Here is a 21,540-nt window from a genome sequence, read left to right as displayed (position 1 = left end):
ATGAGGATGCGGGCGGCATCTGCCGACCCGGCGGTGCGGCACGAGGCCCTCCGATTCGCGCGTTCGGCGTGCCGTCCATCTCGGACATCCCCCGGATCTGAAACCTGCGGCCCGGTCTCGCGATCCCGGCGCCCCGCGGTGTCGATCGCCCCGACCGTCGCGGAAGGATTCGGGCGACGCGGGAAGGCGGACAGACCCGGCTCGTCGACGTCGCGCAGGGTGCCGTCGAACACGCGCGATACTGTCGGATTCCGGCAAAGGGGTTTGGCCGCGGGGACGTTTCCGGGGCCCTGCGGTTGCTCGAAGAAATAGGCGCGCCGCCGGAGGCCTAGTCGGGACCCGTTCCGGATCCCGACTCCCGGCTTCTGACCACCCGGGTCTTCACGGGAGAGTATGCCCAAGACACTCACGGAAAAGATCGTCGCCGCGCACCTCGTCTCGGGGCGTCACGCCGCGGGCGGGGAGATCGCGCTGCGGATCGACCAGACCCTCACGCAGGACGCCACCGGCACGCTCGCCTTTCTCCAGTTCGAGGCGCTCGGCCTCGACCGGACGCGCGCGCGCCTCTCCGTGAGCTACGTCGACCACAACACGCTCCAGGCGGGCCCCGAGAACGCCGACGACCACCGCTACCTCCAGACGGCGGCGGCGCGCTACGGCGCCTGGTTTTCCCCTCCCGGGAACGGCATCTGCCACCAGGTGCACCTCGAGCGGTTCGCCGTGCCCGGGGCGACGCTGCTGGGCTCTGACAGCCACACCCCCACCTGCGGGGGGCTCGGGATGCTCGCCGTCGGCGCCGGGGGGCTCGATGTCGCCGCCGCGATGGCGGGCGAGCCGTTCGTTTTCACGATGCCCGAAGTCGTCCTGGTGAGGCTGGCGGGGAAGCTCCCCCCGTGGGTCTCCGCCAAGGACGTCATCCTCGAGCTGCTCCGGCGATTCGGGGTGAAGTGGGGGAGGGGGAAACTGCTCGAGTACGGCGGTCCGGCGCTCGCCGGCCTCACCGTCCCCGAGCGCGCGACGATCGCGAACATGGGGACGGAGCTGGGGCTCACCTCCTCCGTATTCCCCTCGGACGCGCAGGCGCGGCGCTTCCTCGCCGCGCAGGGGCGCCTGAAGGCGTGGCGCCCGCTCGCCGCCGACGCCGCGGCCGCGTACGCCGGGACCGTCGACCTGGACCTCGCGGCGCTCGAGCCGCTCGTCGCGACCCCGCACAGCCCCGACAACGTCCGCGCGGCGCGGGAGCTCGCCGGGACGCGGGTGGACCAGGTGTGCATCGGCTCCTGCACCAACTCCTCTCTGCGCGACATGCGGGAGGCGGCGGCGATGCTCAAGGGCCGCCGGATCGCCCCCGGCGTCAGTTTGACCGTCTCGCCGGGCTCCCGGCAGGTGCTCCGGATGCTCGCCGCGTGCGGCGCGCTCGACGCGATGCTCGAGGCGGGCGCCCGCCTCCTCGAGAACGCCTGCGGCCCCTGCATCGGGATGGGACAGGCGCCCTCCTCGGGGGGCGTGTCGCTGAGGACCTTCAACCGGAACTTCAAGGGGCGCGCGGGGACGCCCGACGCGGGCGTCTACCTGTGCAGCGTCGCGACGGCGGTCGCCTCCGCGCTCGCGGGCGAGATCGCGGACCCGCGCCGTCTCGGCCGCCCGAGGGCGTTGCGGCTCCCCGCGCGGTTCCTCGTGGACGACGGGATGCTCGTCCGGCCGCCGCGCAACCGGCGGGCGGTGGCGGTCGTGAAGGGGCCGAAGATCAAGCCGTTGCCGCGCTTCCCCGCCCTCGCCGACCGGCTGGAGGGCTCCGTGACGCTCGTCCTCGGCGACAACGTCAGCACCGACGACATCATGCCCGCGGGGGCGAAGATCCTCCCCCTGCGCTCCAACATCCCCGCCCTCGCGGAGCACGCCTTCGGCCGCCTCGACCCCGGCTTCGTCGCGCGGGCGAAGGCGGCGGGGACGGGGCTCATCGTCGCGGGCGAGAACTACGGCCAGGGGTCGAGCCGGGAGCACGCCGCGCTCGTCCCGCGCTACCTCGGGATCGCCGCGGTCGCCGCCCGCTCGTTCGCGAGGATTCACCTGGCCAACCTCGTGAACTTCGGGATCGTCCCGCTCCTCCTCGACCGGGCGGAGGATCTCGCGGCGCTTCGCGCGGGGGACCGGATCCTGATCGAGGGGCTGCGGGAGGCGGTGCGGTCGGGGGATCGGGTGATCATGCGGAACGCGTGCCTGGACAAGACGGTGTCCGCGCGGTTGGAGCTCTCCGCGCGCGGGCGGCGCATCCTGCTCGCCGGGGGGCTGCTCAACGACATCCGGAATCGCGCGGACCGCGCCAGAACGGAGGCCCCTCGATGAGGGCGGCGGTCGCGGGACGATGGATCGGAGCCTCGGCCGCCGCCGCGCTTCTCTGCGGGTGCGGGCGGGGCGCGGAACCGGTCGCGGTGATCGACATGGAGGCGGTCCTCAAAGGGTACAGGAAGGCGCAGGCGGTCCACGCGACGCTCGACAAGGAGAAGCGCGACCTCGAGAAGAAGGGTCAGGGGATGCTCGACGAGATCGACGCGCTGGTCAAGGAGCCCGGGATACTGGACGAGGAGGCCCGCCGCGAACGCGAAACCCTCATCCGGGAGAAGAGTGCGGCGGTCGAGTTGTTCCGCCGCACCGCGACCCGCACGCTGATGGACAAGACCGGGGAGGAGTACGCAACGCTGATGGGCGAGCTGCGGGCCGCCGCCGGGGCGTTCGCGCGCAGGCGCGGCATCCGCGTCATCGTGGATTCCTCGGCGGTCGCCTACGCCGGCGAGGGGATGGACATGACGAGGGAGGTCGTGGAGGAGCTCAACAGGCGCCTCGACAAGAAGGGCGGGGAGAGGTAGCGGCCGCGCGCCGCTCCGCCCCGGCCGGGTGACCGCCGATGCCGTTTCCCGTTCCGTTCCTGCTGCTGCTCCAGTTCCTTCTCCACGACCTCGCGGCCGGGGAGGAGCGGCAGCGCTTTCTCGCCCCGGTGGACGGGTTCGCAACCGCCGCGCTCGAGCGCTACGCGCCGCGCGACCGCGGGGCGCTGAGGATGGTCTTCTACGTCAAGTCCGGCGAGCTCTGGCAGGGGCCGGGCGATCCCGACGGTGTCCGCTGGAGCGGCTACCGGACGCTGTCGGGAGAGGTCTTCAGGTACGCGCAGGCGCGCGCGTACGTCAGCGTGCTCGCGCACCGGGACGAGCCGCGGGCGGAAATCGCCTGGGAGGAGGCGGGGCTCGTCGACAACATCCCCACCTGCATCCCCGGGGCCTGCGTCCCCGACCTCCGTTCCGTGGCGGAGCTGACGCGCTGGATGGGTGATGCGACCAGGCTCGACCTCCGCTACGCCCCGCCGCTGCGTGAGTTCTCCCCGTCGCGGGTGGTCGACCGCGAACCGCTCGCCCCGGGGAAGGAGGGCGAGTTCGGGGCGGTCTATATCGACGCCAACGGCTTCAAACGGCTCCAGCGCGGCGTCGATCTCTCCGGCCGGGCAGACCAGACGCCGGTCTCGGCGGCCGCGGTCGGGAGGGTGGCGCTCGTGTCGCGGGCCGGCGAGCGGAAGGCCTCCGCGCTGACGTCCGGCGGCGGCGTCACACACGATTTCCCTCCCGGGCGGCCCGACAAGGGCGCGACGCTGAAGGAGTACGGGAACTGCGTCTACGTGGCGCACCCCGACGGCTACAGCATCCGCTACGCGCACCTGGGCTCGATCGAGGTGGAGGCGGGGCAGGGGGTTCTCCCGGGGACGAAAATCGGCACGGCGGGCGGCGCAGACGGCGTCTCAGGCGGGGAGGGCTGGGTGCACATCGAGGTCCGGCTGGGCGACCCGCTGAGCGACGGCGACTCCCTGCCGGTGAACCCGTGGGAGTTCTTCGGGCGGAAACGTCCGTCCGCTTCGTAACGGGTCCGGGGTCGGACCTCGGCGGGACGCGTCGTCTGAAAAGGGAGGGGCTCGTGAAGCGGCGGGCGCTCGGAATCACCCGTTCAGTGTGCGCCGAGAGGCCCGAAGCATCCTTTGCGCCCCCCTGCTCGGCCTCCGGGACGCTCTACTGCACCTACTGCTCGGCGGTCAAGCACGGGTCGCGGGCCCCGATGCCCTCCATCCGGCGCTACCTCTCGCCGCGCATCCGCCTCGTCCACCGGATGAGCCGGGAGGCGGGGAGTCGTTTCGCCATCCTCTCCGGGGAGTTCGGCCTGCTCGGGCCCTACGCCCAGATCCCGTACTACGACCATCTCCTTCTCGCAGGCGAGGTCGCCGCATTGGTCCCTCGCGTCGCGGCGTACCTCTCCCGGAAGCGGATCCGTTCGGTGCGTTTCTTCCACGAGCCGCTGAAGGGCCGTCCGAACCTGAAGCCGTACCTCGCCGCGATACGTCGCGCCTGCCGTCTCGCGAACGCGCGCCTCGTCCTCTCCGAACTCTCTCCGTGAGCGACTGTTCGAGTCCTCCAACCCCCCTGAAATCGAAATCGGGATCGGGATCGGAATCGGGATCGGGAACGACCGGCACCTATCGAAGATCAACGAGTCGACGCGTTGCGGCTGCCGGCGCGGCCGCGTAAAGAAAAGGGAGCTTCCGGGGACGGGCGACCTGATTGTTGGTGCGGAAGGGGGGAGTTGAACCCCCACCCCGTTGCCGGGACTAGACCCTGAATCTAGCGCGTCTGCCAGTTCCGCCACTTCCGCACCGTAGGATCGGCATTCTAGACCATCCCCGCCCGCGTGTCAATCGAGGCGCCCCGCGGGGGCGCGTCCTCGCGCCCCGCGCCGAGCCAGTGCGGGGCCAGCATCAGGAAGATGATGTTGAACGTCGTCACGAGGACGCCGGGAACGGAGGCGGTCCTGCCGATCAGGGCGAGGCCGACCGCGGTCGAGAACGCGGACATCTTGACGGTCCCGAGGAGCACCAAACTCGCCCGCTTTTCGCGTTCCACGCCCGCCCGCCGAAGCAGGGCGTTGAGCGTCCCCGCGGTCCCGAAGACGCTCGCCGCCGCCGTAACGCCCGCCCAGAGGAGGAGGTCGAAGCGGCCGAGGAACGTCTCCCGGTTGATCCCGACCGCGGCCAGAACGATGACGGCAAACCCCCAGTTGACGACCGTGCCGTGTCGCCGTGCGACACGCTGCGCGAGCCCCAGGCGGATGATCAGCTGCGCCGCGACGAACGGGACGACGAGGAGCTTGAAGAGCGCGGGAAGGAGATGCCAGGGGGCGAGCGTCCCCTCGCCGAGGAAGGCGGCGGTGATGAGCGGCGCGACGAGCGGGGAGACGGCGAAACCGCCGATCAGCCCGGCGGTGGAGATCGTGAGGTCCCCGGCGCAGAACCTGGTGAACGGAATGACGGCGACCCCCGGCGGCGCCGCGGCGACCAAAACGAATCCCGCCCGCAGCGCCGGGTCGTCGACGAACGCCCAGGTGAGGGCGAGCGTCGTCCCCCCGAGAACGAGCATGTTCAGGACGGCCCCGACGGCCATCGGGCGCAGGAGGTCGAGCGGACGGCGGAAGCGCCCCCACGGGAGGCCGCTCAGCGAGACGGTCATGATGAGCATCAAAATCGGCATCGCGAGCGGGTCGAGCGGCGCGACGCGCTCCCCGAGGAGGAGGCCGAGCGCGATCGCCCCGAACAGAAGCAGGTTCCTCGCGGTGAGGAGCGTCTTCATCCGGCGGGGGTCAGAGTTTTCGCGCGGCTTCGCGCGCGAGCGTTTTCGCCTTCTCGAGGGCGGTCTCCGCGGCCTCGGGGCCGGCGGCGTCCATCGGCTGGGCGGCGACGAAGACGATCCCCTCGATCCCGGCGAAGCCGAACGCCGTCCGAAGGTACGGCTCGAGGAAGTCGTACGAGCGCATCGGGCTCCCGGGGGCGTAGTCGCCGCCGCGGCTCGAGACGACGACCATCGGTCTCCCCTTCGCGAGCCCCTCGACCCCCGTCGCCGTGTAGCGGAACAGGTACCGCGGCTGGAGGATGACGTCGAGGTAGTGCTTGAGCACGTACGGGACGCAGAAGTTCCACATCGGGGTGCTGACAAGGAACGCGTCCGCGGAGAGGAAGCGCTCGATATGCCGGAGCACCCCCGCCCATGCGTCCCGCATCGGCCCCTCGAGTTCCTTCCCCCCGAGGAGCGCGTACTTCCCCCGCACCACCGGGACGGTGAGCGGCGGGAGTTTCTCCTCCCAGAGGTTCAGCTCGTCCACCGCGCAGCCGGGGCGGGCGGATCGGAACGTCTCGAGGAACGCCGCCGAGACCCTGAGCGTCCGGGACTCGTCCCCGCGCGGCGCGGCGTTGATGTGGAGCAGCTTCCTCACGGTTCACCCATCCCGGGCGCATCCCCGCGCCCCTCGTTGCCTGCGCCGCTTCGCCGCGCCTGTTCAGGGCGCGATCGACCTTCGGCAGCGCTCGATCTCCTGCATCAGGTTCCTGACCACCGTGTGGGCGGCCTTCGCGATCGAATCCACGGCGATCTCGGCCCCCTCCCGCGTGTCCGTCTTGTAGATGAGCCGCCCCGTCTTCGGGTCGGCGAGCTTCATCCGCGCGTAGACGACCTTCCTCGAGACGATCTTCTCCTCGAGCGTGAACAGGAGCGGCTCCTCCTCGGGGACCGGCCCCAGCTCCTCCGTCATCTCCGTTTCGACGACCGCGTCGGCCTGCGCGGGGGAGGCGGCGAGCCGGAAGCGCCCGCGTCCGCGGCGTTCGAGCTCGTCGACGATGCATTCCCGCATCTCCCGGGCGGCGTCCTCGCCGGGCGCGCCCCGGACCTCCTGCACGAAGAGAACCCGGACCTTCAAGAGGCGCGCCATCATCTCCGGGTGGTTGGCGTAGTAGCGCGCCATCGCCCGCCCCCCGCCCGCGCAGGAGGCGAGGGCGGCGAGGCAGGAAACGGCGAGGGCGAGGCGCACGGTCGTTCGAGCGGGGATCATCGCGGAGTCTCCTTGTGCGCGCGGGGCGCCGGCGCGGGGATCGGGGGCGCCACGCGGGGACCGCGCCGCGTTACGTTCACGGCCTGGGGGCCGCGGGGGCCGGGCGCCTCGTCGAATTCCACCGCCTCGCCCGGGGAGAGCGTCTTGAATCCGTTCCCGGCGATCGAGGTGTAGTGGACGAAGATCTCCGCCTCGCCGCCTTCGGGGGCGATGAAGCCGTACCCCTTACGGTCGTTGAACCATTTCACGATCCCGTTCGCCATGGGCCCGCTCCTTCCCGCGGGCTACAGTATAGCACGCCGCCGGGGCGCGTGGGGACGAGGCGGACGGCGTCGCGAGGCGCGGGGGCCTGTGCTATACTGTGATCCCTCGACCGGGGCCGCCGCACGCAATGGAATTCGCGCATCTCCACAGCCACTTCTGGGGCTCCTACTCCGACAGCGCCCTCGGGCTCGACGAGGGGCTCGCCCGCGCCGCCGCGCTCGGGCAGCGGGCGATGGCGATCACCGACCACGGCGAGCTCGCCTTCGCGCCGCGGTTCTACCGGGCGGCCCGCGGGCGCGGGATGAACCCGCTCCTGGGCTGCGAGTGCTACTTCGTCGACGACGCGTTCGACTCCATCGCCCGAAACGACCCCTACCGCAACCACCTCGTCCTCATCGCTAAGAACGCCGAGGGGTACCGCAACCTGGTCTCCCTCACCAGCGATGCGTGGCTCGACCGCTGCTTTCGCGGCAACCGCGGGACGGTGGACTGGTCGCTCCTGGAGAGATACCACCGGGGCCTCTCCTGCTCGAGCGCCTGCTTCTGGGGGTCGTTCCCCCTCGCGATCATCCGGCGGGGCCGGGCGGCGGGGGAGCGGGAACTCCGGCGCTACCTGGAGATCTTCGGCGACGATTTCCACCCCGAGATGTCCAGCCTCGGCTACGCGGAGCAGGAGATATCCAACGCCGCGATCCTCGAGCTCGCGCCGCGCCGCGGGCTGAAGGCCGTGGTCACCAACGACGTCCACTACGCCCACCCCGAGGACTGGGTCGCGCACGACATCATCGTCAAGACCCGTTTCGGGAAGGTGAGCGACTTCGCCGTGACGACCCGGTCGATCTGGCTCAAGGGCCTCGACGAGATGCGGGCGCTCGGTTTCCCGGACTCGTTCCTCGCCAACACGGCGGAGGTCGCCGCGGGCTGCGACGTCCGCCTGCCGCCGTTCCCGTTCTCCCCGCCCGTTTTGCACGGTTCCCCGGCGGCGGATCTCCGGGCGCTCGCCGCCCGCTGCGCCGAGGCGGTCGCCGGGATCGCGCGCGGCCCCCGCCGCAGGCGGCTGGTGAAGCGCCTCGAACGCGAGGCGGCGGGCATCGGCGCGCAGGGCCTCGCCGGGCTGGTTTTGGCCGTCGGCGCCATCCCGCGGTTCTTCGGGAGCGCCCGCGGGCGGATCCGCATCGCGGCGGGGGGATGGGAGGGGAGCGCGCTCTTCCGACTTCTCGGCTTCTCGGGCGGCGCCCCGCGAGGCCCTTCGCCTCCCGCCCCCGCGGCCCTGTCCTCCCTCCGGCTGTTCTGCCCCGACCCCCGGGCCGCGGCGGAGCTGCTGCTCGAGGGGCTCGGGCCCGAGCGGGCGTGCCCCGCCGCGGAGTTCGTTCCGATCCGCGGCGGCGACGCGCTGCGCTACGCGGCCGAGGTGCTCGGCGTGCCGGAGAGGGAGCGCCTCCGGGGGCTCGGCGCCGTGCGGGCCGGGGAATTCGTCGCGAGCGCCCTCGCCCGCAGCCGGTCCTGCGCCGCCCTCTGCCTGTCGCACCCGCTCGTGGCCCGGTGGGCGCGCAGGATCGAGGGGATCCCCCGCATCTCCCGCCCCTCCCCCGGCGCGGTCGTCCTCACGAACGGGCCTCTGCGGACGCTCCTGCCGCTCAAGCGGCTCGGGGGCGCGATCTTCGCGCAGTACGACCTCGAGGGGGCGCGCATCGCGGGCCTCTGCACGGTCGAACTTGTCCACCTGGACGGCCGCCGCCCGGCCTCGAACGGAAACGAGCCGGTGCCGGTGGCGGGGGATTTCTGACGGCCGGCGGCGAGGAGAGCGCCGGACCGCCCGGCGCGCGTCTGAACGGCTCGACGGGAACGGGCGGCTAGCCGACGAGCCCCGCGAGCAGGCGCTCGTGGAGATCCTCGAAGCTCCCGTTGGACATGATGAGGACGACGTCCCCCGGAACGCACTCCGCCAGGAGCGCCGCGAGGATCTCGTCCACGCGCTCGATATAACGCGCGTGCACGCCCCGCCTCGCGAGGTCGGCGGCGAGTTTCTGCGGCGAGAAGCGCCGTGTCTCCTCGATCTGCTCGGCGCGGAAGACCCCCGCGACGACGACCCGGTCCGCCCCCAGGAACGCCCCCGGGTACTCGTCCTGGAAGAAGCTCCTCCGGCTGGAGTTCGTCCGCGGCTCCCAGACCGCCCAGATCCGCCGCCCCGCGTAGCGTCCCTTCAGCGCCTCGATGGTCTCGCGCACCTCGGTGGGGTGGTGCGCGAAGTCGTCGACGACCGTCACGCCGCGCGCCTCCCCGCGCACCTCCTGCCGGCGTTTCACCCCCTGGAAGGAGGCGATCCCCTGGAGGATCGTGTCGGGGGGGACGCCGAGCGCCGAGGCGGCGGCGAACGCCGCCGCGGCGTTGCGCGCGTTGTGCGCGCCGGCGAGCGGCGATTCGACGAGGTGCCTGTCGCCGCCGCGGCGGGAGAGGGTGAAACGGGCGCCGGCCGCCGTCGCCTCGAAGCCGGAGAGGCGCCAGTCCGCGCCTTCGCGGAAGCCGTACGTCGCGACCGAGGCGGAAGGCGCATCCGCCGCTATCCCCCGGACGTGCGGGTCGTCGGCGCAGGCGACGAGCGTCCCCGAGGAGGGGACGAGGGCGGCGAATCGCCTGAACGTCTCCTTGCAGGCGTCGAGGCCGCTGAAGATGTCGGCGTGATCGAAGTCGACGCTCGTGAGGACGCCGATCGACGGGCGGTAGTGCAGGAACTTCGGGTTCCGATCGAAGAAGGCCGTGTGGTACTCGTCCCCCTCGACGACGAAGTGGGGCCCGCGGCCGGAGGCGCTCGAGCCGCCGAAGTTGCGGAGCACCCCCCCGATGAGGAAGCCGGGTTCGAGGCCCGCGCGGGTGAGGATCCACGCGATCAGCGACGAGCAGGTCGTCTTGCCGTGCGTGCCGGCGACGACGACGTTCGTCCGGCGGGAGAGGTACATCTCCTCCAGGGCGGCGGGGAACGAGAGGTAGCGCAGGCCGCGGCGGATCGTCTCCTGCACCTCTGGGTTGTCGGCCCGCACGGCGTTGCCGACGACCACGAGCTCGGTGTCCGGGGGGATGTGCGTGGGACTGAAGCCGATCTTCACCTCGACGCCCAGGCGGGCGAGGAGGTCCGACATCGGCGGGTACGGGCCGGCGTCCGAGCCGCCGACCCGGTGCCCGCTCTCCCTGAGGAGCTGCGCGAGCGAGCCCATCCCCATCCCGCAGATGGCGCAGAGGTGTATATTCATCCCGACAAGTCCCTTTCGTTGCGGCCGCGCCTCATCCCGCCAGGCACGGCTCCGTGAGCGTCACCGTTCCGCGCGTGCCGTCGAGGGAGGCCCGCGCCCCGAGCGGGAAGAGGATGCTCCCGTCGAAATGCCCCGCGGGGAATCCGGCGAGGACCGGGCAGCCGGACTCCTCCGTCGCCTCGAGGGCGATGCGCCGAACCTCCTCCCCGTAGCGCTCCGCCCCCTCCTTCCATCCCGCGGGCGGGACGAAGCGCCCGAGCAGAAGCCCCCGCGCCTCGTCGAGCGCGCCTGAGAACCTGAGCGAGGAGAAGAGCCGGTCGATCTCGTACGGCTTCTCGCCTCGGTCCTCGAGGAGGAGGATCCGCCCCGCGGTCTCCGCGGCGTACGGCGTGCCGAGTAGCGCGCAGAAGACGGTGAGGCTCCCGCCCGCGAGCGGCCCCTCCGCCGCCCCCCCGCGCAGCGTCTCGAGCCCGGCGGCGACCTCCCCCCACGGCGCCGTCCGGCCGAGTTGCGCCAGCAGCGCGCGGAAGGCGGGCGGCTCCATCCGGCCCATCTCGGTGACCAGCGGGCCGTGGAACGTGACGAGGCCGCACGCCGTCCCGAGGAAGGCGTGGACGGCGGTGAGGTCGCTGTAGCCGACGAAGATCTTCGGGTTGCCCCGGAACAGCTTCGGATCGAGCAGCGGCAGGAGGCGCTGCGAGCCGTACCCGCCGCGGGCGCAGAAGACCGCCTTCACGTCCTGGTCGGCGAAGAGCCTCGAGAGCTCCCCGGCCCGCCGCCGGTCGCTTCCCGCGAGGTACCGGTCCCGGGAGAAGATCCCCTCCTCGAACAGCGTCCGGTGACCCGCCTCCTCGAGGAGGCGGACCCCGCGGAGAAAACATTCGCGGTCGAACGGGCTCGCGGGGGCGGCGATGCCGACGGTATCGCCCGCGCCCAGCGGCGGGGGCGTGATGGCGCTGGTCATACGGTCACGGTGGTGCTACACTCGATCTTCCCGCGGGCGACACGGGCGCACCATCATAGGGATTCTTCATGCGGCAGTCAAAGGAAAACAGGGTGGAGGAGTTCCTGCGCGTCCGCGGGCTCTGCGGGGCCCCGGCGCGCCTGGCGGGGGACGCCTCCACGCGCTCGTTCTACCGCGTCAGGCGCGGCGCGGGCACGGCGGTCCTGATGACGCGCGACGAGCCCTCCCGGGAGGCGGATCGGGACTTCATCGAGGTGCGCGACCTCCTCGCCTCCTGTGGCGTCCCGGTGCCGGAGATCTACGAATGGGACCGGGGCCGCGGCATCGTGCTGATGGAGGATCTCGGCGACCTGACGCTCGAGGAATGCCTCCGCGCTGCGGCCCCGCCGGAGCGCCGCCGCCTCTACCGCCTCGCCGTCGACGCGATGCTCTCCGTTCACGTCTCGGGGAGCTGCGGCGTGCGCGACTGTCCGGCGTTCCACCGCCACTTCGACGAAACGAAGCTGATGGAGGAGCTCGATTTCTTCCTCCGCCACACGGTGGAGGGGCTCCTCGGCGCCGCGCCGTCCCCCGCCGCGCGGGAGGAGATCCGGGCGGGGTTCGCGGAGCTGTGCCGGCGCCTCGCCGCGATGCCGCGGGTGCTCAACCACCGCGATTACCACAGCCGCAACCTGATGGTGGTCGGGGACCGGCTCGGCGTGGTGGATTTCCAGGATGCGCGGATGGGGCCGTGCCAGTACGACCTCGCCTCGCTCCTCAAGGACTCCTACACCGTGCTCGACCGGGCGTTCCGCGCGGAGATGGCGGCGTACTACCTCGACGCGAGCCGCGACCGCGGGATCGAGTGGCGGGACAGGGACGAGTTCGTGGAGCGTTTCGACCTCGCGGGGATCCAGAGGAACCTCAAGGCCTGCGGCACCTTCGGCTACATGGCCGTCGTGCGCGGGAACCGGCGCTACCTGGACGCCCTCGCGCCGACGTTCGCCTACGTGCGCGAGGCCGCCCCGAGATTCCCGTTCCTGGACCGGTGCATCCGGGCGCTCGGCCGCCTCGTGCCGCAGCTCCGGGGGGAGGGCTGAGATGCGGGCGATGCTGTTGGCGGCCGGCCTTGGAACGCGCCTCAGGCCGCTCACCGACGAGCTCCCGAAACCGCTCCTCCCGGTGGCGAACCGCCCACAGATACACTACGTCCTCGATCTTCTCGCCCGCGCGGGGGTGCGCGAGGTCGTCGTGAATCTTCACCACCTCGGCGGACGGGTGCGCGCCGCCCTCGGGGATTCGTACGGCGGGGCGCTGCACATCAGCTACTCGCCGGAGCCGGAACTGCTGGGGACCGGCGGCGGGCTCAAGAAGGTCGAGCGGTTCTTCGCGGACGAGCCGTTCATCCTCGCGAACGCCGACGCGCTCACCGACGCGGATTTGCGCGCGGCGGTGCGCAGGCACATCGAGGCGGGCGCGGCGGCGACGATGCTGCTCGCCGACTGGGACCCCTCCGGCCGGTATTCGAAGATCGAGGTGGGCGCGGACGGGATGGTGCGGCGCATCGGCGGGGTCGGGGGCGGCGGGGGCCTCTCCCCCGCCGTCTTCACGGGGATCCATATCCTCTCGCCCGAGATATTCCGCCGCCTCCCCACGGGGGCGCCGTCGTGCATCGTGCGGGACGGCTACCTCCCGATGCTCGCGGCGGGGGAGCGCATCGCCGGGCACCGGGTGACCGGGTACTGGAGGGACATCGGGACGCTCGCGGCCTACCTCGACGCCAACGCGGAGGTGCTGCGCGGCGCGCTGCCCGGCGCCCTCCGCGTTTCGGCGGACGGGGATCCGCTCCCGCGCCGCTTCCCCGGCGCGAGATTCAGCCCCCCGGCGCTCGTCGGGCCGGGCTGCACGATAGAGGCGGGCAGCGTCATCGGCCCCGCGGTGGTTCTCGGGGAGGGGTGCCGCGTCGGGGCAGGGAGCCGTCTCGAGGAGGTGGTCGCGCTGCCGGGCGCCCGCTTCGGGCCGGGGGAGACGGCGCGGCGGGTTGTGCGTTCGCCGGCGGTTTCGGTATTGGCCTGATGCGGCGTTCGGTTTTTGTTACAATACGCAAAATACCTTGTAATGGATCCGCCCCTTTTCGCGACTAGTAGGGTGAAAGGGGGTGGGGTATGGACGGGAAAGCGGCGGGGGAGTTGCACCGGGGGTCGCTGACGCTCGATTTCGATCGAGACGGGGGACGCGGGCAGGGATGCCGCTGGCTGCTGCGCTTCGACGGGGCCCCGATGCCGGCCCTGGTCCGCGACATCAGCAGCTGGGCCCACGGCAAGGCGAAGCTCGAAGCGGTGGCGGTGAACCTCGCCTCCCTCGACAGGGGGCGGATGGAGCTTCGCATCACAGGCCGGGGCAAAGACGGGCGGTGCCGCTGGTGCCGCACCTTCCGCTCCGGCCTCGGAACCGCGGTGCGCCGCGGTTGCGGTCCGCAGGCGTTCGTGCTCGCCGGGCGCTGTGTTTTCGACGGCCCCGCCGGCCGGGCCCCTGGAACCTGAAACGACGCCTGAGGGGGGGGAGCGGGCGCCGGCGGCGGGAGGCGCGGCGAGGGCGTCGACCGTGCGCACACGGGCCTGTCCCGCCCGGGAGCGGCCGGGACGGGGGGCGCGTTCGAAGGCACGTATACCCGGCGGCTCGCCGGGGGAAGGGTGAGGATGCGGCTGCCGGGCGGCAGGCACACGTGGTACGTCGCGGCCTCCGCGATCGTGAGCGTGGGGGTGATCGGCTATCTCCTGACGGTGGTCAGCCCGGGGGAGATCGCCCGCTCCGTGCGGAGCGCCTCCGTGCCGGGACTGCTGGCCTACACGGCACTGAGTCTTCTCTCGACCCTGTTCCGCAACGAGCGGTACATGCTGCTCGTCCGCGCCGCGGGCGCCGGCGTCACGATCGGGCGATGGCAGATGCTCCTCGTGACCTTCGTGCGGAACCTCTTCGCCGACCTCCTCCCGGCGCGGATTGGCTCGACGGTCTACATCGTGGTCCTGCGCACCCGCTTCGGCTATCCGGTGGATGCGGGAACCTCCATCTGGGCGCTGGCCTTCCTCCTGGACATGGTCGTGATGGTCCCGCTGATGGCGATCGGAATCGCGATGGTGGGCGGGTGGAGGCTCGGGGTGTCGCCGATGCTCCTCGCCGCGGTCGCCGCCGCCTTCTTCCTCCTCTCCGTCACGGTCTTGCTGTACCTGCCGTCCCTGCTCCGCGCGGCGGGGCGGGCCGGCGCGCGGCTCCGCCCGCCGCGCCTGAAGAGGGCGGCGGTGGAGGAGATCTGCGCGCGCACGGCGGATCGCGTCGAGCGGATCGCGCGCGCCGGGCTGTTCGGGCGCGCGCTCTGGCTCTCGTTCATCGTCCGGGCGCTCAAGTACGCGTGCCTGATGTTCCTCGTCTACGCGATCCTCAACCCGATCGATCCGGACGTCTACACGCTCCGCCGCATCGGGTTCTGGCCGGTTTTCGTCGGGGCGTCGCTCGCAGAGCTCTCCGCGAGCACGCCGGTGAGCGGGATCGGCGGCTTCGGGGCGTACGAGGGGGTATGGGCGGGGGCGTTCTATCTCCTCGGTTACCCGAAGGACCTCGCGGTGCTCTCCGGCGTCTCCGCCCACGTGATCACGCAGGTCTTCGGCTACACGCTCGGCGCCCTCGCCCTGGCCGTCCTCGGGGCGCCCCTCCTGCGCCCCGGCGGAACACCCCGCTGAATTCGCGTTCCCTCGCGTAGCAGCCCGCGTTCCGTCGGGGGAATCCTCCGAAATGGCTTCCGAAATACGCCGGGAAACGGAAGCCGGAATAATCGGACGAAGCCATTTCGATACGCCCTACCTGCACCGTGGGGGCAGCGGTGAAAGCCGGCTGCATCATCAGTAGCGCCGTTGCCTTGTGCATGCGTGCGCTCCCCGCGTGGCCCCCGCCGCCACCGTCGATCTCCGCGACGCAGTAATCGGCAGAATCCCCCGCTACATCGGTGCCGTCGAGGGCAGAACGTTTTCCGTCCCCTTCATGGCGGGGTGCGGGATCAACACCGATGGCGGGGGCACGGGCGACCTCGCGGAGCTCCATGATGGGACCGACCCGCGCGATGCCTCTGACGACTTGGACGGTGACCGGGACGGGGACGGGCTGACCAGCCGGGATGAGCTGGAGCAGTGCCCTGCCGATCCGCGCAATGACGACCACGACGGCGACAGCCTCGACGACGGGGAGGAGATCCTCAGCTTCCTCACCTCGGCCACGAGTCCGGATTCCGACAATGACGGCTACAGCGATTACATAGAGGCACAGTGCGGATGGGACACGGGGGAAGGCGCTCCTTCCGGTGGCGTCCGCCTCAACCTCCGGCGTGCAGCGAATTCAAGGAATCCGTCTGGATTTTGCGTGGACGCCGCGGACTCCCCGAGCCCGCGAGGCTACGGGTGGGCCTGAACTGGGTACGGTAGGACCGCTGAATGTGGGTGAGAGTTTTGCATGTTAATAGTAAAAGTAACTATTGATATTCAGGCTGGATGATGCTAGCGTAGAGATGAAAAGTGTATGGTCGCATCCGTATCTCTTGCAGGGAGAGATTATGATACGACACCAATGCCCGGGCCGGAAGATGAACCGGCGCCAGTTCATCAAGACGTCAGCCGCGGGGGGCGCAGCGCTCGCTCTTTCCCTCAAGGGCGGTCTGCTGCGCCGAGCGTGGGCGGCTTCGACTGACAAGACGCTTGTCCTCAGGGTGGGGAACATCCCGGAGAACCCGTTCGTGCACGGGGCCAACCGTCACGCGGGACTGGATACCGTACTCTCTCTCTTCTCCTCGTGCGAGAGGCCGTTCTATCAGAGCGACACTACGCGCGATCTCCTCACGGGGCCGACCGGCATCATCCACGCGGACGATGTGGTGGTCATCAAGGTGAACGGCCAGTGGTGCTACCGGGGCGCGACGAACACCGACGTGCTCCGCGGGCTCATCCAGCGGATCATCGAGCACCCCGACACTTTCTCGGGCGAGATCGTCATCGTCGAGAACGGGCAGGGGCGGGGTAGTTTCGACTGCGACCAGGATCCAGGGGAACTCGGGCCCGGCGTGCACGCCAACGCGGTGGACCACTCGCAGTCGTTCAACGCTGTCGTGTCGATGTTCTCCGGGGTGACCCGCATCAGCGCCTACCTTCTCGACACCATCCGGAGCGTGGGGGTGACAGAGGGAGATCAGACGCGCGACGGCTATGTGGCCTTCGGCACGGTCACCTACCCGAAGATCACGACCCCCTTCGGGACCAAGATAAACCTGAAGAACGGCATCTGGAACGGCGCGGCCTACGAGGACCGGCTCCGCCTCATCAACGTGCCGGTCTTGAAAGACCACGGCGGGGCGCAGGTGACGGGGGCCCTCAAGCACTCCTACGGCCTCCTCTCGATGGAGCTCGCGCCCTTCGGCACGTCACCGTACCACTACCTGGACCTCGGGAAGACGACAGGGACAATCTGGTCGGCAATCCGCAGGGCCGATCTGCACGTGCTGGACGCAATCCATGTAGTGAAGAGCGGCGGGCCGGGCTGCGAGACCTACAGCGAGAGCCTCGCCCCGCACACGGCGACGCTGCTCGCCTCTGTAGACCCGGTGGCGCTCGACGTCGTCGCCTCGAAATACGTTCTCTACCCTGCCACCGGCGACGCTCGACACCATCCCGACAACGCGGGGAGGTTGAAGAACTACCTCGCGCAGGCCGAGACGACGATCCGGGGCTACGGCTACGCGGCGAACAGCCAGGAGAGCGGCATCATGGTGGCGCACGGCGTGCGGGGGGCGCTCGATATGATGTCGAAGAAGCACCGCGAGGGCGGCGCCTCGGCGATCGACGTTCAGCGGCTCGTGGAGTACTACTACGAGGGGGCATGGATCTGATGAGGTTGCCTTCAGCGGTACTCGCGGCGGCGCTCCTGGTCCCGGCGCACACCCGGGCGTCGGGGCACGTGTATCCCGAGGGCGTGGCCGTCGCCGTCGGGAGGGAGTACGAGTCCCTGCTCATCATGCCCGGCATCCCCCTCGAGCTCACCGTTCGCATCGACAACCTCAGCGCCTCCTCCCTGCGCGGGCTGGTCTTCACCGAGCATATCCCCGCCGCCTATGACGTCGAAACGATCGGGGTGTCGATAGACGGCGCCCCCCTCGCCGACTACCTGTACGAGGTATCGACGCACGACGTGTACCCGGAGACGAACGCGCACCACTGGATACTCGAGGAACCGGGCAGGTACGAGGAGCGGGCGAATCCGCTCCCGGCGGGCTCGTCGCTCGTCATCTCATGCCGCCTGAGCGGCACCTCGTATCTTCCGTTCGAGTGGCCGCCCTATTTCGCCGCATGGGAGGCGGACCTCCCCGCGGGCGAGTACGGCTTCGCGTGGTGCGACGAGACGCTCGTCATCAACGATGACGGCGACGACGACGGGATGGGTGACGCCTTTGAGGTCCGTTTCTTCGGGGATCTCTCGCACGACGGAACCGCCGACGGGGATGGCGACTGGCTGAACGACCTGGCCGAGTACCGGGCCGGGACGGACCCGACGAGCCTCGACACGGACGGGGACGGATTGAGCGACGGGGACGAGGTCTCCGTCCGCGGGACGAATCCCCTCGCCTCCGACACGGATGGGGACGAGTTGAACGACGGCGCCGAGGTGCATGTGTGGGGCACCGATCCGCTCTCTCCTGACAGTGACGGGGATCTCCTCGGCGACGGCGACGAGGTGGTGCGTTTCGGCACGGATCCGAATCTGGCGGATTCCGACGGCGACGGAGTCGGGGACCGCGACGAGGTCGGCTACGACGGTGACCCGTCCTCCTACGCGCCGTATGATCCCGACGCCGGCCCCTCCGGCACCGACCTGGACGCGCGCCGCCCCGACACCGATCGGGACGGCTACAGCGATCTCATCGAATCCCATCTCTCGACTGACCCCCTCGACGGGGGGGCGACGCCCGCGGTGGTGCCGGCCAACTTCCAGCCACCGTCTTCACGCCGTCCCTCCGGTTTTCTCTCCGCCGGTACGGACCCCTACTCCGCTCGCGGCTTTGGCTGGCGATAGGGCGTCGCCCCCGGGCCCCCGTCGCACTCCGCGCCCGAACATGGTAGGATACGGGACGGCGCCCCGATGAAAACCGCGACTCGTCCCCTGATTCACCGGCTCGTCGTCGGCCCGCTGCAGGCCAACTGCTATGTCGCGGCCTGCCCGCGGACCCGCGAGGCGGCGATCGTCGACCCGGGCGGCGACGCGGACCGGATCGCCGCGCGGGTGCTGGAGGAAGGCCTCAGGCCGCGCTGCATCGTCAACACGCACGCCCACCCCGATCACGCGGGCGCCAACGCCGCCCTGAAGGCCCGCTTCGGCGTCCCGGTCCTGATGCACCGCGCCGAGGCGGCGATGCTGCGGCATGCGGAGCCGCTGCTGCAAAGGCTCGGCCTGCCGTTCGAACCCCCGCCCCCTCCCGACGCCCTGCTCGAGGACGGGGACGCGATCGCTCCGGGAGAAATCGTTTTCAGGGTCGTCCACACGCCGGGCCACTCGCCCGGGGGCATCTGTCTCCTCCACGATCTGAGCTCCCCGCCGATCCTCCTGAGCGGCGACACGCTCTTCGCCGGCTCCGTCGGGAGGACCGACCTTCCGGGGGGCTCGCAGGAGGCGCTCGAGGCGTCGATCAGGGACAGGATACTGCCGTTGCCCGACGAGACGCTGCTCCTCCCCGGGCACGGGCCGGAGACGACGCTCGGCAGGGAGCGGAACTCCAACCCCTATCTCCGGCTCTGACGGTGCGCCATGCGGGTTTTCCTCGATGAGTTTCTGAACTACCTCGCCGTCGAGCGGGGGCTCTCCCCCCTCACGATCGCCGCCTACCGGAGCGACCTCCTCGGGCTGCTCGCGTTCCTGGAGAAGCGCGGGGTGCGCACGCTCGACGGCGTGACGCGCGAGCTGATCGGGGAGCACCTGATGGCGGAGAAGCGGCGGGGCCTCGCGGGCTCGTCGCTCTCGCGCTTCCTCGCCGCGCTCAAGGTCTTCTTCCGTTTCCTCGCCTCCAATCGGTACGTGCGCGCCGACATCACCGACGTCCTCGAGAGCCCGAAGATCTGGAAACACCTCCCCGAGGTGCTCTCGGTGGAGGAGACCGAGCGGCTCCTCGCCGCGCCCCGGCCCGGCACGCACGAGGGCCGCCGCGACCGGGCGATCCTCGAGCTGATGTACGCCACCGGGCTGCGGGTCTCCGAGGTCGCGGGATTGAAGACGGAGGAGGTGAACCTCGAGGTCGGGTACCTCCGGTGCCTGGGGAAGGGGTCGAAGGAGCGGATCGTGCCGCTGGGGCGGCAGGCGCGGAAGGCCGTGAAAAGCTACCTCGCCGAGACGCGCCCCGCGTTCGCCCGCCCCGCCTCCCCCGGCGTCCTCTTCCTCACGCGCCGCGGGAGAGGGTTCACCCGCCAGGGGGTCTGGCGGATCGTCACGCAGCACGCCCGCCTGGCGGGGATCGGGAAGGGGATCACGCCGCACACGCTCCGGCACACGTTCGCCACGCACCTCCTCGCGCACGGCGCCGATCTCAGGGTCGTGCAGGAGATGCTCGGGCACGCCGACATCTCCACGACGCAGACCTACACGCACGTCGACACAAACCGCCTCAAGGGGATCCACGCAAAATTCCATCCACGCGCCCGGTAGCGGGCGTTGACGCCGGGCCTCGGGCGCGGTAGCATGCAGGCGCCGGCGGTGCACGCGAAGCGGTTCGGCGCGGTCCTCGAGATCCATAGCCGGTGCGCCGTCGCGCGGCGGCCTAAAGACGGGAGGGATGGGGATGCGGGTGCGGGACGGGGCGGGGGCGTGCCTGCTCGCCGCCTGCATGGCCGCGTTCGCCGCCGCGGAGCCGGCGTTCCTGCGCCCGTGGGCCGCGCGCGCGCAGGATCTCGTCCTCCTCCTCGTCCCGAACGCCCCCGCCCGAAACGTCTGCGTCGTGATCGCCGCGGACGCCGCGAGCCGCCGCGAGGTCGGGCCGTGGCCGTGGCCGGCGTCGGTGGCGGGGCGGCTCCTGGACCGGATCGCCCGCGGCAACCCGCGCGCCATCGGCGTCGTTTCGTGCCCCGCCTCGTCCGACGGGGGGCGGCCGCTCGCCGATGCCGCGCGGCGGGCGGGAAACGTGGCGAGCGGCTTCGCGCTCAGGTTCGGGTACCAGTCGTCCGCTGGCGGGCCGCCCGCGCCCCGCAACGCCCGCATCCGCTATGTCACCAACCCGTGGGGGAAGGCGCGCGAATATCGGATGCCGAAGGCGGACGGCACCGGATGCGTGGATGTCGCTCTCGCGGAATCGACGTCATCGGCGGGGTTCACGAATGTTCCCCGTCCGGAGGATCGGGATAGCCGGGAGCCCCCCTCCAGCCTTCCCCGATTTCCCCGCGGCGGGGACCCGATGGTGCGCGGGGCGCCTCTCGTCTCCGCGGAGGGGGACGGCTTCCTGATGAGTCTCCCGCTCGCTCTCGCCTCGACCGTTCTGAAGACGGCGCGGGTGACGCTGCGGCTCAAGGGCGGCGCGGCGGATGGGATCGAGCTCGACGGGCGGTTGATTCCCATCGATGCGCGCGGGATGCTGCGGCTTGTTCCCTCGCGCGGGGGGAGGGGGCCGAAGATCGTCTCCGCCGCGGATGTCCTGTTCGGGCGCGCGGAGGCGTCGCAATGGGCGGGGAAGGTGGTTGTCCTCGGGGAGTGCGAGGCGCCCCTCCCGGCGCGGCGATGGGGCCGTCTCCCGGCCTCCGCGCCCGCGGCGCTCCTCCACGCGGAAACGGTCGACGCCCTCCTCGCCGGGCGGTTCCTGCGGCGGCCGCGCCTCGCGGCGCTCCTCGAACTCGCGCTCGCGGCCGTCTTCCCCTTCGTCGCGCGCGGGATCTTCAGGCGGAGCGGCCGGGGGGCGCGGCGCGGGTGGGCGGCCCTCGCCGCGGCGCTCGCCGTCTGCGCGGGGGCGGGGATTGTCGCCTTCGCGGCGCACGGGGAGGAGATCCGCCCGTTCTATCCCGCGGTGAGCGCCGTCGTGTCGTGGGTCGCGTACGGGGTCCCGGGCCGGCGGGGGGCCCGCGTCTCGTAGCAGGGTCCCGCCCGCTTTTTGCGGGATCGGGCGCG

The 21,540-nt window shown here is 71.2% G+C and carries 21 protein-coding genes and 1 tRNA gene; 15 read left to right on the top strand and 7 right to left on the bottom strand.

Annotated elements, in window-relative coordinates; genetic code table 11:
- Window positions 1–393 precede the first annotated feature (393 nt).
- The 4 genes from GXY35_10100 to GXY35_10085 are packed head-to-tail and all read left to right on the top strand — an operon-like array spanning window position 394 to window position 4,434.
- Entirely contained in the window at window positions 394–2,346 is a 1,953-nt protein-coding gene (locus tag GXY35_10100) for an aconitate hydratase (protein ID NLW94927.1), read from the top strand.
- A complete protein-coding gene (locus tag GXY35_10095) occupies window positions 2,343–2,867 on the top strand; it encodes an OmpH family outer membrane protein (GenBank protein NLW94926.1) in 525 nt (174 codons plus the stop codon). The genes GXY35_10100 and GXY35_10095 overlap by 4 nt, the downstream gene beginning before the upstream one ends.
- Window positions 2,868–2,905: 38 nt before the next feature.
- The gene (locus GXY35_10090) at window positions 2,906–3,907 is read left to right on the top strand and encodes a M23 family metallopeptidase (GenBank protein ID NLW94925.1); all 1,002 of its coding nucleotides are present in this window, start codon (window positions 2,906–2,908) and stop codon (window positions 3,905–3,907) included.
- A gap of 53 nt (window positions 3,908–3,960) precedes the next feature.
- Window positions 3,961–4,434 carry a hypothetical protein gene (locus GXY35_10085; GenBank protein ID NLW94924.1) on the top strand — a complete coding sequence of 158 codons (474 nt, stop codon included), beginning with the start codon at window positions 3,961–3,963 and terminating at the stop codon, window positions 4,432–4,434.
- 168 nt (window positions 4,435–4,602) lie between these two features.
- Here the strand turns inward: GXY35_10085 and GXY35_10080 are convergent.
- From GXY35_10080 to GXY35_10060, 5 genes are all read right to left on the bottom strand, one after another.
- A tRNA-Leu gene (locus GXY35_10080) sits at window positions 4,603–4,689 on the bottom strand.
- Between the two features lie 17 nt (window positions 4,690–4,706).
- A complete protein-coding gene (locus tag GXY35_10075; protein NLW94923.1) occupies window positions 4,707–5,660 on the bottom strand; it encodes a hypothetical protein in 954 nt (317 codons plus the stop codon).
- 10 nt (window positions 5,661–5,670) lie between these two features.
- Complete coding sequence (locus GXY35_10070; GenBank protein NLW94922.1) at window positions 5,671–6,300, bottom strand: ACP phosphodiesterase; 630 nt, start codon at window positions 6,298–6,300, stop codon at window positions 5,671–5,673.
- A gap of 63 nt (window positions 6,301–6,363) precedes the next feature.
- The gene (locus GXY35_10065) at window positions 6,364–6,912 is read right to left on the bottom strand and encodes a hypothetical protein (protein NLW94921.1); all 549 of its coding nucleotides are present in this window, start codon (window positions 6,910–6,912) and stop codon (window positions 6,364–6,366) included.
- Window positions 6,909–7,175, bottom strand: coding sequence for a cold shock domain-containing protein (locus tag GXY35_10060; GenBank protein ID NLW94920.1), 267 nt, complete (start codon window positions 7,173–7,175; stop codon window positions 6,909–6,911). The genes GXY35_10065 and GXY35_10060 overlap by 4 nt, the downstream gene beginning before the upstream one ends.
- A 128-nt stretch (window positions 7,176–7,303) precedes the next feature.
- On the opposite strand from GXY35_10060, the gene GXY35_10055 reads away from it, so the two are divergent.
- The gene (locus GXY35_10055) at window positions 7,304–8,962 is read left to right on the top strand and encodes a PHP domain-containing protein (GenBank protein NLW94919.1); all 1,659 of its coding nucleotides are present in this window, start codon (window positions 7,304–7,306) and stop codon (window positions 8,960–8,962) included.
- A gap of 67 nt (window positions 8,963–9,029) precedes the next feature.
- Here GXY35_10055 and GXY35_10050 read toward each other — a convergent pair whose 3' ends face one another.
- Entirely contained in the window at window positions 9,030–10,424 is a 1,395-nt protein-coding gene (locus tag GXY35_10050) for a UDP-N-acetylmuramate--L-alanine ligase (protein NLW94918.1), read from the bottom strand.
- 31 nt (window positions 10,425–10,455) lie between these two features.
- Complete coding sequence (locus GXY35_10045) at window positions 10,456–11,388, bottom strand: LD-carboxypeptidase (protein ID NLW94917.1); 933 nt, start codon at window positions 11,386–11,388, stop codon at window positions 10,456–10,458.
- 68 nt (window positions 11,389–11,456) lie between these two features.
- On the opposite strand from GXY35_10045, the gene GXY35_10040 reads away from it, so the two are divergent.
- The 10 genes from GXY35_10040 to GXY35_09995 all read left to right on the top strand — a co-directional run bounded on the left by GXY35_10040 (window position 11,457) and on the right by GXY35_09995 (window position 21,505).
- Window positions 11,457–12,467: a phosphotransferase gene (locus GXY35_10040; GenBank protein NLW94916.1), complete on the top strand. Its 1,011-nt coding sequence runs from the start codon at window positions 11,457–11,459 to the stop codon at window positions 12,465–12,467.
- 1 nt (window position 12,468) lies between these two features.
- Window positions 12,469–13,443, top strand: coding sequence for an NDP-sugar synthase (locus GXY35_10035; GenBank protein ID NLW94915.1), 975 nt, complete (start codon window positions 12,469–12,471; stop codon window positions 13,441–13,443).
- Window positions 13,444–13,532: 89 nt separating this feature from the next.
- Window positions 13,533–13,910, top strand: a complete 378-nt coding sequence (locus tag GXY35_10030; GenBank protein NLW94914.1) for a hypothetical protein — start codon at window positions 13,533–13,535, stop codon at window positions 13,908–13,910.
- Between the two features lie 156 nt (window positions 13,911–14,066).
- Window positions 14,067–15,104 (top strand): flippase-like domain-containing protein, encoded by a 1,038-nt coding sequence (locus GXY35_10025; GenBank protein ID NLW94913.1) that lies wholly within the window; start codon window positions 14,067–14,069, stop codon window positions 15,102–15,104.
- Window positions 15,105–15,282: 178 nt separating this feature from the next.
- Window positions 15,283–15,825: a hypothetical protein gene (locus GXY35_10020; GenBank protein ID NLW94912.1), complete on the top strand. Its 543-nt coding sequence runs from the start codon at window positions 15,283–15,285 to the stop codon at window positions 15,823–15,825.
- 142 nt (window positions 15,826–15,967) lie between these two features.
- On the top strand, window positions 15,968–17,293 hold the full coding sequence (locus tag GXY35_10015) for a DUF362 domain-containing protein (GenBank protein NLW94911.1): 1,326 nt from the start codon (window positions 15,968–15,970) through the stop codon (window positions 17,291–17,293).
- On the top strand, window positions 17,293–18,474 hold the full coding sequence (locus GXY35_10010; protein ID NLW94910.1) for a hypothetical protein: 1,182 nt from the start codon (window positions 17,293–17,295) through the stop codon (window positions 18,472–18,474). Before GXY35_10015 ends, GXY35_10010 begins: the two co-directional genes overlap by 1 nt.
- A gap of 66 nt (window positions 18,475–18,540) precedes the next feature.
- Window positions 18,541–19,194, top strand: coding sequence for an MBL fold metallo-hydrolase (locus GXY35_10005; protein ID NLW94909.1), 654 nt, complete (start codon window positions 18,541–18,543; stop codon window positions 19,192–19,194).
- Window positions 19,195–19,203: 9 nt separating this feature from the next.
- Window positions 19,204–20,094: a site-specific tyrosine recombinase XerD gene (gene xerD / locus GXY35_10000; protein NLW94908.1), complete on the top strand. Its 891-nt coding sequence runs from the start codon at window positions 19,204–19,206 to the stop codon at window positions 20,092–20,094.
- 133 nt (window positions 20,095–20,227) lie between these two features.
- Window positions 20,228–21,505, top strand: a complete 1,278-nt coding sequence (locus GXY35_09995; GenBank protein NLW94907.1) for a CHASE2 domain-containing protein — start codon at window positions 20,228–20,230, stop codon at window positions 21,503–21,505.
- The last annotated feature ends 35 nt before the right edge of the window (window positions 21,506–21,540 follow it).

It is taken from the genome of Chlamydiota bacterium (assembly GCA_012729785.1).
GTDB lineage: Bacteria > Auribacterota > Tritonobacteria > UBA1439 > UBA1439 > UBA1439.
Note: the sequence above shows the minus strand (reverse complement) of the source record. Positions and strands in the feature narration are given on the sequence as shown.

Excerpts from the sequence above, each read along its gene's own strand:
- GXY35_10100 (NLW94927.1), top strand. The coding sequence starts at position 394 with ATGCCCAAGACACTCACGGAAAAGATCGTCGCCGCGCACCTCGTCTCG.
- GXY35_10095 (NLW94926.1), top strand. The coding sequence starts at position 2,343 with ATGAGGGCGGCGGTCGCGGGACGATGGATCGGAGCCTCGGCCGCCGCC.
- GXY35_10090 (NLW94925.1), top strand. The coding sequence starts at position 2,906 with ATGCCGTTTCCCGTTCCGTTCCTGCTGCTGCTCCAGTTCCTTCTCCAC.
- GXY35_10075 (NLW94923.1), bottom strand. The coding sequence starts at position 5,660 with ATGAAGACGCTCCTCACCGCGAGGAACCTGCTTCTGTTCGGGGCGATC.
- GXY35_10065 (NLW94921.1), bottom strand. The coding sequence starts at position 6,912 with ATGATCCCCGCTCGAACGACCGTGCGCCTCGCCCTCGCCGTTTCCTGC.
- GXY35_10060 (NLW94920.1), bottom strand. The coding sequence starts at position 7,175 with ATGGCGAACGGGATCGTGAAATGGTTCAACGACCGTAAGGGGTACGGC.
- GXY35_10055 (NLW94919.1), top strand. The coding sequence starts at position 7,304 with ATGGAATTCGCGCATCTCCACAGCCACTTCTGGGGCTCCTACTCCGAC.
- GXY35_10050 (NLW94918.1), bottom strand. The coding sequence starts at position 10,424 with ATGAATATACACCTCTGCGCCATCTGCGGGATGGGGATGGGCTCGCTC.
- GXY35_10045 (NLW94917.1), bottom strand. The coding sequence starts at position 11,388 with ATGACCAGCGCCATCACGCCCCCGCCGCTGGGCGCGGGCGATACCGTC.
- GXY35_10040 (NLW94916.1), top strand. The coding sequence starts at position 11,457 with ATGCGGCAGTCAAAGGAAAACAGGGTGGAGGAGTTCCTGCGCGTCCGC.
- GXY35_10035 (NLW94915.1), top strand. The coding sequence starts at position 12,469 with ATGCGGGCGATGCTGTTGGCGGCCGGCCTTGGAACGCGCCTCAGGCCG.
- GXY35_10030 (NLW94914.1), top strand. The coding sequence starts at position 13,533 with ATGGACGGGAAAGCGGCGGGGGAGTTGCACCGGGGGTCGCTGACGCTC.
- GXY35_10025 (NLW94913.1), top strand. The coding sequence starts at position 14,067 with ATGCGGCTGCCGGGCGGCAGGCACACGTGGTACGTCGCGGCCTCCGCG.
- GXY35_10015 (NLW94911.1), top strand. The coding sequence starts at position 15,968 with ATGATACGACACCAATGCCCGGGCCGGAAGATGAACCGGCGCCAGTTC.
- GXY35_10010 (NLW94910.1), top strand. The coding sequence starts at position 17,293 with ATGAGGTTGCCTTCAGCGGTACTCGCGGCGGCGCTCCTGGTCCCGGCG.
- GXY35_10005 (NLW94909.1), top strand. The coding sequence starts at position 18,541 with ATGAAAACCGCGACTCGTCCCCTGATTCACCGGCTCGTCGTCGGCCCG.
- xerD (NLW94908.1), top strand. The coding sequence starts at position 19,204 with ATGCGGGTTTTCCTCGATGAGTTTCTGAACTACCTCGCCGTCGAGCGG.
- GXY35_09995 (NLW94907.1), top strand. The coding sequence starts at position 20,228 with ATGCGGGTGCGGGACGGGGCGGGGGCGTGCCTGCTCGCCGCCTGCATG.